Genomic DNA, 12,597 nt, shown 5'->3' on the forward strand with positions numbered 1-12,597 from the left:
CGGCTGGCGTGCTCAAGCGCCAAAACCCGCCGGTCCGGCAGGACCGGGGTCCGCCGGAGCGACGCTGTCGCGACCGCCGCGCCGGTGCCCGGCGAAGAAGTCGAGGAGCAGGCGCGAGCACTCCTCCTGCAGGACGCCCCCGGTGACCTCCACCCAGTGGTTGAGCCGGCGCTCCCGCAGCACGTCGAGCACCGAGCCCGCGGCCCCGGCCTTGTCGTCCCACGCGCCCAGCACCACGCGGGGCACGCGGGCGAGGACGACCGCCCCGGCGCACATCGCGCACGGCTCGAGGGTCACCACGAGGGTGCAGTCGTCGAGGCGCCAGGTGCCCCGGGCGCGCGCCGCCTCCCGCAGGGCGAGGACCTCGGCGTGGGCGGTGGGGTCGCCGTCGGCCTCCCGGCGGTTGCGCCCGCGGCCGAGCACCGTCCCGTCCGGGGCGACGACGACGGCGCCGATCGGCACGTCCTGGGTCTCCAGTGCGGCGCGGGCCTCCGCGAGGGCCAGCCGCATCCACTCCTCGGCGCGGGCCTCGTCCCGGGTGCGCGGGGGCAGTCCCATCCTGGTCCTCTCCTGGTCCTCTCCTGGTCCTGTCCTGGTCCTCGTCCGGCCGTCCTCCGGGCGGATCCTGCGGGCCGGGGCCGGGCCCGGCGGGGGCCGCAGAACCCCGATGGTAATTTTGGTGCATGCGAGTGACCGTTCTCGACCACCCTCTGGTGGCGCACAAACTGACCGTCCTCCGGGACAAGAACACCACCTCCCCGGTGTTCCGACTGCTCGTCGAGGAGCTCGTGACGCTGCTCGCGTACGAGGCCACCCGGGGCGTCCGCGTGGAACCGGTGGAGATCGACACGCCGGTCACCCGGACCACCGGCACCGGGCTGTCCAAGCCGCGGCCGCTCGTCGTGCCGATCCTGCGGGCCGGCCTGGGCATGCTCGAGGGCATGACCCGCCTGGTCCCCACGGCCGAGGTGGGCTTCCTGGGGATGGCCCGCAACGAGGACACCCTCGACATCATCACCTACGCCGAGCGCCTGCCCGACGACCTCACCGGCCGCCAGGTCTTCGTCCTGGACCCGATGCTGGCCACCGGGGGCACGCTGCGCGAGGCGATCAAGTTCCTCTACCGCCGCGGTGCCGAGCAGATCACGTGCGTCTGCCTGCTCGCGGCCCCCGAGGGCCTGGCCGCCCTGGAGGAGGAGCTGGGGGACTCGGAGGTGAGCATCGTCCTGGCTGCGAGGGACGAGCGGCTCGACGAGAATGCGTACATCGTCCCGGGGCTCGGCGACGCCGGTGATCGCCTCTACGGCGTGGTGGACTGAACACCGCCCCGGAGATCCCGCGGATCCGCCGCCACAGAGGCCCGTCGACCCCGGTCGACGGGCCTCTGCCGTCCCTGGGCGCATGTGTCCACATGCTGAGATGAGCTGATGGGCGCATTCGGCATCTTGACAACCCTGGGGAAGGTGTGCATGAAGCCGTCGGACGGGGGCGGAACCGCTCAGTGAACTGGCTTTGCGGGGTTTCGCCCCCAGGGGTGGGGGTGGGGACAAGGTGAAGGGGGTTCATTTTGGAGGGCGGCCCGGAACGCCGGCGGCCGTGTCTCACATCGTGAGAAAGCGTCAGGATTATTACTTGCGAGTTCCTGCGGGCTGGTGGACCATGAGATCAACGCCACTGTCAGGGATCTATCAGCTTCGCGGGGACCTTCCCCGAGCAGTCCGAAGCCGGTGATCCGGGAGATGGGAGTGGTGGGGTCGGTCCGAGGGGCGGAGCGGCCCGGGTGGGCGGCAGACGTCCATCGCACGACGCAGAGACGAGGGGCACCAGATGCCAGGTACACCGGGATACGTGCACATTTCTCAGCGCACTCGCACGAGCGAGGCACGCGCTGCCCGCCGTCCTGCCACGGCTCCTGATCGGGTGCCGGGCGCGCCCGCCGACTACCGCAGCCTCCGCAGCACGCTCGGGGCCATGCCGGCCGCACCGGGGGAACCGCCCCTGCCCACGCGACTGGAGCGGGAAGCGGCGCCGCGGCCCCAGGTCCAGGAGAACGAGGCTCGCGGCTTCGTGATCTACGTGGGCCTCAACGAGGAGACCGCCGCGGCGAACGGCACCTCGCTGGTCAAGATGGTCCAGAGCATCCGGGCCTACGCCCAGCAGCTGGTCCCGGAGGCCGACTCCTACGCCGCCGTGGCCCTGGCCCCGGCGAACACCACCGGCAGCGACCTGGAGGTCGTCCGCAACGCCCTCGGCGACCCGACCTCGGGAGCCGTGCGCCCGACCGCTCCCGCGGCACCGGCACCGGCGCCCGAGACCAAGACGAACCAGTCCACCGGGGTGCTCATCGACCTCTCCCGGCGCGAGGTCTTCCTCGACGGCGGGCTGCTCAACCTCACCTTCAAGGAGTTCGAGCTGCTGAACTACCTGGTGGAGAACGGCAGCCGCACCGTGGGCCGCCACGAGCTGCTGCACAGCCTGTGGCGGGACTCGGAGGAGGTGCCCAACGAGCGCACCATCGACGTGCACATCCGGCGCCTGCGCTCCAAGCTCGGCCGGCTGGCCAACACCGTGCGCACCGTCCGCGGTCAGGGCTACCGCTTCTACGAGCACCCCGAGGTCGTCGTGTGGGCGGCCCCCGAGTACTCCATCTGATCCTTGTCCGGCCCGTGCAGGCCCCGGCTCCTTCCCGCGGTGCGGGAGTGCCGGGGCCGTCCCACGCCGGTGGGGCACGTGGCATCATGAACCGATGACCCGCCACGACCGCAAGAAGCTCGTCCTCATGCGCCACGCGGAGGCGGAGCACCCCTGGGGCGTGACCGACCACGACCGCCCGCTGCACCGGAGCGGGGCCCAGGACGCCGCCGCGGCGGGGCGCTGGCTGCTGGCGCAGGGCCACGTCCCGGACATGATCCTGTGCTCGAGCGCGCTGCGTGCCCGGCAGACCTGCACCTGGGTGTGCAGCGTCCTGGGCGACCTCGCCCCGACCGCCCGGCTCGACGAGTCGCTCTACGCGGCGCCGGACGCCCGGATCATCGCGGCCGTCAACCACGTGCCGGACACCGTGGAGTCCCTCCTGCTCATCGGCCACCTGCCCGGCCTGCGGGACGCCGCCCTGCGCCTGGCCACCCCGGACTCCGACTACGACGCCGTGATGGCCCTCGCCGACGGCTGCCCCACGTCCGGGCTCGCGGTCCTCGAGGTCCCCGGCTCCTGGGCCGAGCTGGACGGCGCCGACGCGCGTCTCGTGGACTTCACGGTGCCGCGGCCGTCCTCCGGGCGGCACTGAGGCGGGCCGTCCGTGCGCGCCGTCGTCTGCGGGGCCGGCATCGCGGGTCTGGCCCTGGCCGGGTGCCTGGGCCGGCAGGGCTGGGACGTCGAGGTGCTCGAGCGGGCCCCGGGGCCCCGGCGGCAGGGCTACATGATGGACTTCTTCGGCCCCGGCTGGGACGCGGCCGAGGCCATGGGCGTCCTCGAGGCGGTCCGGGAGACCGGCCACGCCGTGTCCCGGCTCAGCTACGTCGACGGGCGCGGCCGTGAGCGGGCGGGACTGCCGTACGCCCGGTTCGCGCACGCTCTGGACGGGCGGCTCACCAGCGTCCTGCGCCCCGACCTCGAGCGCGTGCTCCGCGAGCACGCCCGCCCGGTGGCGGCGCTGCGCTTCGGCCGTGCCGTCGTGGACGTCGTGGCCCGGCCCGGCGGGGCCGGCGTGGTGCTCGCCGACGGGACGCTCCTCGACGCCGACCTGGTCGTCGGCGCGGACGGCGTCCACTCCGCCGTCCGCCGGGCCGTGCTCGGCCCCGAGGAGCGCTTCCGCCGGTTCCTGGGCTGCCACACGGCGGCCTTCCTCCTCGACGACCCCGAGGTGCACCGGGAGGTGGGCGACCGGGTCTGCCTCACCGACGGCACCGATCGCACGGTGGGCCTCTACGGGGTGCGGGACGGGCGCGTGGCGGCCTTCGCCGTGCACCGGGTGGACGACCCCGCGCTGCCGGCCGATCCGCGCGCGGCGCTGTGGCGGGCGCACTCCTCGTTCGGCTGGCTCGTGCCGCGCGTGCTGGAGGCCTGCCCGGAGGACGTCTACTACGACGAGGTGCTCCAGGTGGAGGTCCCGCGCTGGAGCCGGGGGAGGGTCGTCCTGCTCGGGGACGCGGCGCAGGCGGTGTCGCTGCTCGGCGGGCAGGGCGCCTCGATCGGGGTCGCCGGGGCCTGGCTGCTCGCCGAGCGGCTGGCGCGCGCGGACTCCGTGGAGGAGGCGCTGGCCGGGTGGGAGCGGGTGTGGCGGCCGGTCGTGGCCGAGAAGCAGCGCGCGGCCCGGGACGGTGCCGCCTGGTTCCTCCCCGCCTCCCGGTCCCGGGTGCGGGCCCGGCGGCTGATGCTGCGGCTGGCGGGCCTGCCGGGCCTGGACCGGTCGGTGACGCGCGGGCTCGTGGGGCGGGCCCGCGGGGACGTGCGCGCCCTCGCCGCGGGATGAGACCGTGGGGCGCGCACGACGGAGGCCCCGGACCGTGCGGTCCGGGGCCTCCGTCTGTGGTGCGCCCGAAGGGATTCGAACCCCCAACCTTCTGATCCGTAGTCAGATGCTCTATCCGTTGAGCTACAGGCGCATCGGCTTCCCGGCGTCGCCGCCGTTCAAGCCGGGTACAACTCTACATGCGGGCCGCGGGAGCGCCAAATCGCCGGCCGCCCCGGTCCCCGGACCGCCGCGCACGTAATCCTGCTGGGGCGGCCTCCCTCCGGACGATAGGATGAGCCCACATCACAGTAGAGACCGGCCGCCCCTCTCCCTGCCGCTCACTGTGGGCCCGGTGCGACCGGGTCGTGTGTTCGACGGCGAGCACCACCACGAGAGCCCCGGGCGGTCGGCTGACGGCCTCAACGAGGAGACATGTCAATGGCTGACAACCCCACTGCAACGACGGAGACCACCGGGCTGAACGAGGCTGTGACGAGCGCGCTGGACAACGCGCCCACCACCCACGCGCACCTTCTCGACTGGGTGCGCGAGACGGCGGAGCTGACCCAGCCGGACCGCATCCACTGGGTCGACGGCTCGGAGGAGGAGTGGAAGCGGCTCACCGACGAGCTCGTGGACGCCGGCACCTTCGTGCGCCTGGACGAGCAGAAGTTCCCCAACTCCTTCGCCGCCTTCTCCGACCCGGACGACGTCGCCCGCGTCGAGGAGCGCACCTTCATCTGCACCAAGACCGAGAAGGGCGCGGGTCCGACCAACAACTGGGAGGACCCGGGGGTGATGAAGGCGGCGCTGCGCAAGCGCTTCCACGGCGCCATGCGCGGACGCACCATGTACGTCATCCCCTTCGTCATGGGCCATCTCGACGCCGCCCGGCCCAGCTACGGCGTGGAGATCACCGACTCCGCGTACGTGGTGTGCTCGATGCGCATCATGGCCACCATCGGCACTCCCGTGCTCGAGAAGATGACCGCGCAGAACGGGTTCTTCGTCGAGTGCCTCCACTCCCTGGGCGCCCCGCTGGCCCCGGGCGAGGAGGACGTGCCCTGGCCCTGCAACCCGGCCAAGTACATCGTGCACTTCCCCGAGGACCGGTCCATCTGGTCGTTCGGGTCCGGCTACGGGGGCAACGCCCTGCTGGGCAAGAAGTGCTACGCCCTGCGGATCGCCTCGGCCATCGCCCACGACGAGGGCTGGCTGGCCGAACACATGCTCATCCTCAAGGTCACGAACCCGCAGGGGGAGGGCCGGTTCATCTCCGCGGCCTTCCCCTCCGCGTGCGGCAAGACCAATTTCGCGATGCTCGAGCCCACGATCGAGGGCTGGAAGGCGGAGATGGTCGGCGACGACATCGCCTGGATCCGCTTCGGCAAGGACGGCCAGGCCCGCGTGACCAACCCGGAGGCCGGCCTCTTCGGCGTGGCCCCGGGCACCGGGTGGCCCACGAACCCCAACGCCATGCGCGCCATCGCCCGCGGCAACACGATCTTCACGAACGTGGCGCTCACCGACGACGGCGGCGTCTGGTGGGAGGGCATGACCGAGGAGGTCCCCGCGCACCTGACCGACTGGAAGGGCCGCGAGTGGACCCCGGAGTCCGGCCGTCCGGCCGCGCACCCGAACTCCCGGTTCTGCACCCCGATCAAGCAGGTCGACATCCTGGCCCCCGAGTACGACGACCCCGAGGGCGTGCCGCTGTCCGCGATCGTCTTCGGTGGGCGCCGCAAGACCACGGTGCCGCTGGTCTCGCAGTCCTTCGGCTGGGAGCACGGCGTCTTCCAGGGCGCCACGCTCTCCTCGGAGACCACGGCCGCCGCCAAGGGGGCCGTCGGCGTGGTGCGCCGCGACCCGATGGCCATGCTTCCCTTCATCGGCTACAACGCCAACGACTACCTCGCCCACTGGGTCGAGATCGGTGAGCGCGTGGGTGAGGAGAACATGCCGAAGGTCTTCTACGTCAACTGGTTCCGCCGCACCCCGACCGGCGGGTTCGCCTGGCCGGGCTTCGGCGAGAACTCCCGGGTGGTCAAGTGGATCGCGGAGCGCCTCGACGGCGCCGCCGGCGGGCAGGACACCCCGATCGGGACCGTGCCCACCCCGGAGGACCTGGACCTGACCGGCCTGGAGCTGGCCCCCGAGGACCTCGAGGCCGCCCTTCGGGTCGACGTCGAGGAGTGGAAGGCGGAGCTGCCCAGCATCGACGAGTGGTTCCACCGGCTGGGCCACGTGCCCGAGTCGATCCTCGAGCAGCGCGCCGGCCTGGAGGACCGGCTGCACCAGGCCTGAGCCGGACGGCCCGGGCGGCGCCGCCCGGGCTCTCGCACGACGGAGGGGTCCCCGCACCGGGGGCCCCTCCGTCGTGCGTGGGAGAATGGGGGCGCTCCCGCAGACGGCCGGGAGCGCCGGGATCCGGGAAGGAGCCGCCATGAGGAACGGGAGGGTCCGGCCGTGCGGCTGACAGCATTCTCCGACATCGCCCTGCGGGTCCTGCTGCTGACCGGTGGGGCCCCCGAGGGGGAGAGGCTCACCACCCGGGCCATCGCCGAGGGGGTCGGCGCGCCCTACCACCACGTGACCAAGACGGTCGGCCGGTTGAGCGGGCTCGGACTGCTCGCCTCGAGCCGCGGGCGCACCGGCGGGGTGTCCATCACCCCCGCCGGTCTGGACGCCGGCGTTGGCACGCTGCTGCGCGAGCTCGAGGCCGGCTCCGCGATGGTCGCGTGCGAGGCCCCGGACGGGCACTGCCCCCTGGACCACGCGTGCCGGCTGCGCCGGGCCCTCGCGGACGCCCGGGAGGCCTTCTACCGGGCGCTCGACGACGTGCAGGTGCGCGACCTCGTGAGCGAGCGGCAGGTGGGGCCGGTGCTCCTGTCCATCGGGATGCGGCCCCCGGGAGAACCGGACAGCCGGCGCACGGCCCCGGCGGCACCGATTCCTTAATAAGCATTTCAAATGCTAGTTTCGGGGGTGTCAGACACCGGCACCCCAGGAGGCAATGATGCTGTCCGAGAAGTCCCGCCCCGTCATCGAGCAGACCATCGGCGTGGTCGCCGAGCGGATCCCGTTCATCACCCCCGAGTTCTACCGCTCGATGTTCGCGGCGCGCCCCGAGCTGCTGGACGGCATGTTCAGCCGGTCGAACCAGAGGAACGGGAGCCAGCCGCAGGCGCTCGCGGGCTCCATCGCGATGTTCGCGTCCTGGCTGCTGTCCCACCCTGAGGGCTACCCGGACGAGCTGCTCTCCCGCGTGGCGCACAAGCACGCCTCCCTGGGCGTGCGGCCGGAGCACTACCCGATCGTGCACGAGCACCTGTTCGGCGCGATCGCCCGGGACCTCGGGAACGCCGCGACCCCCGAGGTCGTGGCCGCCTGGGACGAGGTGTACTGGCTGATGGCCGACGCCATGATCAGGATCGAGGCGCGGCTCTACGGGTCCCAGGCCAACGACGCGGTCCTCGCCCCGTTCCGGGTCGCCGCGAAGGAGCAGGCCGGGGTCGGCACGGTCGCCCTGACCCTGGAGCCCGCCGACGGGACCCCCCTGACCCCTGCCGTGGCCGGACAGTACGTGACCGTCCAGGTGCGGATGCCCGACGGGGTGCACCAGCCCCGTCAGTTCACCCTGGTGCCCGGGCCGGAGGGGACCCGGCGCATCGCCGTGCGCCTCGACGAGCGCGGCGAGGTCACCCCGGTGCTGCACCACGACGTCCGGGTCGGCGACGTCCTGACGGTCTCCAACCCCTACGGCGACGTGGTGCTCCCGGAGGGGGACGGGCCCCTGGTGCTGGCCTCCGCCGGCATCGGCGTCACGCCCATGCTGGCGTTCCTGGACCGGCTCGTCCGCCAGGAGTCGCAGCGGGAGGTCCTGGTGCTGCACGCGGACCGCTCGGTCGCGACCTGGCCGCTGCGGGAGCTGCACGAGCTGCTCGTGGCCGAGCTGCCCGGCGCGCGCCTGGAGACCTGGATGGAGACCCCCGGGCAGGGCGACCACGACGGGTTCATGGACCTGGCCGAGGTGCGGATCCCCGCGGGCGCCCAGGTGGTGCTGTGCGGTCCGCTGCCGTTCATGCGGGCCGCCCGCTCCGCCGCGGTCGCCCAGGGCGTGCCCGGACGCAGCATCGCCTACGAGATCCTCGGCCCGGACCAGTGGATGCTGCACGACGACGCCCGCGCGGCCGCCGTCGCCTGAGCCCCGCCCCGCCAGCGCGGAGCCCCGCGGGACGGCGCGTCCCGCGGGGCTCCGCGCTGCCGGAACCGGGTGGCCGCGGGGCTCAGGAGCGCACGAGCCCCAGCACCCGGTCCCGGACCCGCTCCATGGTCTCGGCGTCCTTCGCCTCGACGTTGAGGCGCAGGAACGGTTCCGTGTTGGAGGGGCGCAGGTTGAACCACCAGCCCTCGTCCGGGCAGCTGAGCGTGGTCCCGTCCAGGGTCTCCACGACCACGTCCCGGCCGGCGAGGGCCTCCACGACGCGGCGCACGGCGCCCGCCTTGTCCTCGACCGTGGAGTTGACCTCGCCCGAGGCCGCGTACGGGTCGTACTGGTGCATCAGCTCGCTCAGCGGCCGCTCCTGCTCGCCCAGCGCCGCCAGCAGGTGCATCGCGGCGAGCATGCCGGTGTCCGCGTTGAAGAAGTCGCGGAAGTAGTAGTGGGCGGAGTGCTCGCCGCCGAACACCGCGGACTCCTGCGCCATCACGGCCTTGATGAACGAGTGGCCCACCCGGGTGCGCACGGGCCGCCCGCCGCGGGCGGTGACCAGCTCGGGGACGGCGAGGGAGGTGATGAGGTTGTGGATGATCACCGGCGTCTCGACGCCCTCCGCCCGGGCCCGCTCGATCTCCCGCTCGGCCACGAGCGCGGTGACGGCGGACGGGGAGACCGTCCCGCCCCGCTCGTCGACCACGAAGCAGCGGTCGGCGTCGCCGTCGAAGGCGATGCCCAGGTCCGCCCCGTGCTCCTGCACGGCGCGCTGGAGGTCCACGAGATTCTGCGGCTCCAGCGGGTTGGCGGGGTGGTTGGGGAACGTGCCGTCCAGCTCGAAGTACAGGGGCACGATCTCCAGGGGCAGGGCAGGCAGGACCGCGTCGCCCAGCACGGCGGGGGTGGTCAGCCCGGCCATGCCGTTGCCGGCGTCGACCACCACCTTGAGCGGCCGCGCCCCGGAGAGGTCCACCAGGGAGCGCAGGTACTCCGCGTAGCCGGCCAGGACGTCCCGCTCGGTCACGGTGCCGGGAGCCGGGGCGGCAGGGATCACGCCCTCGTCGAGGTAGCGCTGCGCGAGGTCGCGGATGTCGTAGAGCCCCGTCTCGGAGGAGACCGGCACGGCCCCGGCCTTGGACATCTTCATGCCGTTGTACTCGGCGGGGTTGTGACTCGCCGTGAAGGTGACCCCGGCGGCGTCGAGGGTGCCGGAGGCGTAGTACAGCTCGTCGGTGGAGATCAGCCCGATCTTCAGCACGTCCGCGCCGCGGCGGACGGCGCCCTCGGCGAAGGCGTCCATGAACTCCGGGGAGGAGGGGCGCATGTCCCCTCCGACCAGGACCGTCCGGCCGGCGAGGTCCAGGACGTCCACGAACGCGGCGCCGGTGGCCCGGACGGTCTCCGCGGTGATGGACTCGCCCACGATGCCGCGGACGTCGTAGGCCTTGAACGAAGCTGAGAGATCGATAGTCACAAGCGCCGATCTTAGGCCACGACCGCCCCGGGCCGCCGCCGGACCGGCGGGCGGTCTGTGATTGGATGACGGGCATGGGTGAGATCCTCCGCATGCGCAATCCGGTCCAGCACTATGCCTGGGGCTCACGCGAGGTGCTGGCCCGGCTCCGGGGCGAGCCCGTGCCGAGCCCCGAGCCCGAGGCCGAGCTGTGGGTGGGGGCGCACCCCTCCGCACCGTCGGCGGTCCTGCTCGAGGGCCGCGAGCGGCCGCTGGACCGGCTCGTGCGGGAGGACCCCGAGGGCTTCCTGCCCGCGTCGGCGCGCGGCGGCGAGCTGCCCTACCTGCTGAAGATCCTGGCCATCGACGCCCCCCTGTCCATCCAGGTCCACCCCTCCCCGGAGCAGGCGGAGGAGGGCTACGAGCGCGAGCAGCGGGCGGGGATCCCCCGGGACGACCCGCGGCGCAACTACAAGGACCGCTCGGCCAAGCCCGAGACCGTGGTGGCGCTCACGGACGTGGAGCTGCTCACCGGCGTGCAGCCGGCGGAGCGGCTGCGGGCCACGGCCGACCGGCTCGGCCTGGACTGGCTGCGCGCGGCCGCCGACGGCGAGGGGCCCGTGCTGCCCCGGGTGCTCACCCTCGAGGACGACGCCGCCGCGGACGCCGTGGCGGCGACCGTCGCCGCGGCCCGCGCCGCCGGCCCGCAGGACCCGGTGGCCGCGCTGGTCCGGTACGTGCACGACCGGCACCCGGACGACCGCGGCCTGCTGGTGGCCGTGTGCATGCAGCACGTGCGCCTGGCCCCCGGCCAGGCCCTGCACACCCCCGCGGGGCAGGTCCACGCGTACCTCTGCGGAACGGCCGTCGAGGTGATGAGCTCCTCGGACAACGTCCTGCGGGCCGGTCTGACCGGCAAGCACGTGGACGTGCCGGAGCTGCTCGCGGTGCTGGCCGAGGTGCAGTCCGACCCCGAGGTGGTCGAGCCCCCGGCCGACGAGCACGGCGCGCGCGTCTATCCCCTGTGGGACGAGCGGCTGTCCCTGGTCGCCCACGAGCTCGTGCCGGGCCGCACCGTGCCGTTCGAGCTGCGCGGGACCGCCGTGCTCCTCGCCGTCGGGGACCGCGCCGTGGTGCGCACCCCGGAGGCCGAGTGGACGCTGGGCGGCGGGGAGTCGCTGCTCCACCGGGGCGCCCCCACCGCCGTGGAGCTGTCCGGGGACGCCCGGGTCTTCACCGTCTCCTGCGGCTGAGGCCGGCCCCCCGGCCGGGGCCACTAGACTGGGCCCACCGGCCCCGGAGCGCCCGGTGCCTGTACTCCCCGGGAGACCCGCCATGAGCACCACCCCGTCCGACGGCCTGCGCGGCACCACCGCGCCGTGCCCGCGCTGCGGCGCCACGGGCTTCGAGCTCGTCTACGTCCAGATCATGCCCGACGACTGGGACACCGCGCGCGACGTCGAACTGGCGTCCCCGTCGATGATGCTGCCCGACGGGCGGGCCCCCGAGTTCTCCTGCCAGAACGGGGCCTGCCGCCACCTCTGGTGAGCCGGCGGGAGCTCAGCCGACCGGGGCCTGCGGGCCCTCGGTCATTCCCGGTGCGGCCGGGCCCTCGCCCCGGGACATCTCCGGTCGCGGCCCGTAGTACCGCCGCAGCCACCGGGAGAGCCCGTCGAGGCCGGGGAAGAGCACCCGTTCCGTCACGTTGGCCTGGTCCAGGTGGTCGCGGATCCGCCACTTGAGCCCCGCCGGGATGATCACTTTGCGGTAGAGCTCCGGGTGCTCGCCCAGCCAGTCGTGCAGGGAGGCGGTGGCCCCGGGCATCGCCGAGAAGACGGCCGACTGGTTGACGATCCGCTCGTCCAGGGAGGGCGGCTCGAAGAACAGGGGCGCGGCCTGCGCGCCGCCGCTCACGCACCGGTCGAAGTCCTCCAGGGTGTAGGCGATCCGGCCGAGCATGCCGGTGGTGAACAGGCCCGCCTCGTGCGCGCGGATCTCGCGCCGCAGCTCGGCGGGGAGGAGCTCGTGGGCCGCGGCGTAGTCGACGCACCACACGGCGCCCGGGGCGTCGTAGCAGCGGGGGTCCGCGGTGGCGAAGTGCAGCGCCACGTAAGGGGAGTTCGTCCAGTCCAGCAGGCGGGTGGGCAGTCCGTGGTGCTGGGCCACGGACAGCCAGTTCCAGTCGGAGTCCCCCGGCGAGGTGTCCCGGGCCGCGTACTTGCGGAAGTTGCGCAGGAGGTGGGACTCGATCCGGTCGCTGGACCCGCCCCGGAGCCGGTACAGGCTGGTGTGCAGGTCGTGGTCGGCCAGCGCGTGCCCGCGGTAGACCACGTTGATCCGGAACTGCCCGCGGGAGGGCTGCCAGTCGCTGTGCGTGAGGGCGTCGATCAGCCCGTAGAGGTCGTCCTCGGCGATCTCGATGACCGGGTCCATGAACGGCGTCCCTGCCTCTCCGCGGGTCCTCCTCGACAGCGTGCG

At 73.4% G+C, this 12,597-nt stretch carries 12 protein-coding genes and 1 tRNA gene; 9 read left to right on the forward strand and 4 right to left on the reverse strand.

Annotated elements, in window-relative coordinates:
- Nucleotides 1–12: 12 nt before the first annotated feature.
- Entirely contained in the window at nt 13–558 is a 546-nt protein-coding gene (tadA, locus tag GMA12_RS02270) for a tRNA adenosine(34) deaminase TadA (protein WP_206064628.1), read from the reverse strand.
- 125 nt (nt 559–683) lie between these two features.
- On the opposite strand from tadA, the gene upp reads away from it, so the two are divergent.
- The 4 genes from upp to GMA12_RS02290 all read left to right on the forward strand — a co-directional run bounded on the left by upp (nt 684) and on the right by GMA12_RS02290 (nt 4,471).
- Entirely contained in the window at nt 684–1,319 is a 636-nt protein-coding gene (gene upp / locus GMA12_RS02275; RefSeq protein ID WP_062735258.1) for a uracil phosphoribosyltransferase, read from the forward strand.
- Between the two features lie 508 nt (nt 1,320–1,827).
- A complete protein-coding gene (locus GMA12_RS02280; protein WP_156266841.1) occupies nt 1,828–2,652 on the forward strand; it encodes a winged helix-turn-helix domain-containing protein in 825 nt (274 codons plus the stop codon).
- A gap of 94 nt (nt 2,653–2,746) precedes the next feature.
- On the forward strand, nt 2,747–3,286 hold the full coding sequence (locus GMA12_RS02285) for a SixA phosphatase family protein (RefSeq protein WP_156266843.1): 540 nt from the start codon (nt 2,747–2,749) through the stop codon (nt 3,284–3,286).
- A 12-nt stretch (nt 3,287–3,298) separates the two neighbouring features.
- Entirely contained in the window at nt 3,299–4,471 is a 1,173-nt protein-coding gene (locus tag GMA12_RS02290) for an FAD-dependent monooxygenase (protein WP_162459381.1), read from the forward strand.
- Nucleotides 4,472–4,528: 57 nt separating this feature from the next.
- On the opposite strand, the gene GMA12_RS02295 is transcribed toward GMA12_RS02290, so the two are convergent.
- A tRNA-Arg gene (locus GMA12_RS02295) sits at nt 4,529–4,604 on the reverse strand.
- Between the two features lie 287 nt (nt 4,605–4,891).
- Between GMA12_RS02295 and GMA12_RS02300 the strand changes: the two genes are divergently transcribed.
- The 3 genes from GMA12_RS02300 (at nt 4,892) to GMA12_RS02310 (ending at nt 8,657) form a co-directional block, all read left to right on the forward strand.
- The gene (locus tag GMA12_RS02300; protein ID WP_156266845.1) at nt 4,892–6,757 is read left to right on the forward strand and encodes a phosphoenolpyruvate carboxykinase (GTP); all 1,866 of its coding nucleotides are present in this window, start codon (nt 4,892–4,894) and stop codon (nt 6,755–6,757) included.
- 162 nt (nt 6,758–6,919) lie between these two features.
- The gene (locus GMA12_RS02305) at nt 6,920–7,411 is read left to right on the forward strand and encodes an RrF2 family transcriptional regulator (protein ID WP_162459382.1); all 492 of its coding nucleotides are present in this window, start codon (nt 6,920–6,922) and stop codon (nt 7,409–7,411) included.
- Between the two features lie 58 nt (nt 7,412–7,469).
- Entirely contained in the window at nt 7,470–8,657 is a 1,188-nt protein-coding gene (locus GMA12_RS02310) for a globin domain-containing protein (protein WP_156267408.1), read from the forward strand.
- 82 nt (nt 8,658–8,739) lie between these two features.
- Here GMA12_RS02310 and GMA12_RS02315 read toward each other — a convergent pair whose 3' ends face one another.
- Nucleotides 8,740–10,140, reverse strand: a complete 1,401-nt coding sequence (locus GMA12_RS02315) for a phosphomannomutase/phosphoglucomutase (RefSeq protein ID WP_162459383.1) — start codon at nt 10,138–10,140, stop codon at nt 8,740–8,742.
- Between the two features lie 74 nt (nt 10,141–10,214).
- Here GMA12_RS02315 and manA point away from each other — a divergent pair, with 74 nt between their 5' ends.
- Both manA and GMA12_RS02325 read left to right on the forward strand, forming a co-directional pair.
- Entirely contained in the window at nt 10,215–11,372 is a 1,158-nt protein-coding gene (gene manA / locus GMA12_RS02320) for a mannose-6-phosphate isomerase, class I (protein WP_156266847.1), read from the forward strand.
- Nucleotides 11,373–11,454: 82 nt separating this feature from the next.
- Entirely contained in the window at nt 11,455–11,667 is a 213-nt protein-coding gene (locus GMA12_RS02325) for a hypothetical protein (protein WP_047803740.1), read from the forward strand.
- Between the two features lie 12 nt (nt 11,668–11,679).
- On the opposite strand, the gene GMA12_RS02330 is transcribed toward GMA12_RS02325, so the two are convergent.
- Complete coding sequence (locus GMA12_RS02330; RefSeq protein ID WP_156266849.1) at nt 11,680–12,552, reverse strand: FRG domain-containing protein; 873 nt, start codon at nt 12,550–12,552, stop codon at nt 11,680–11,682.
- Nucleotides 12,553–12,597 lie beyond the last annotated feature (45 nt).

The organism is Kocuria sediminis, assembly GCF_009735315.1.
Classification (GTDB): domain Bacteria; phylum Actinomycetota; class Actinomycetes; order Actinomycetales; family Micrococcaceae; genus Kocuria; species Kocuria turfanensis.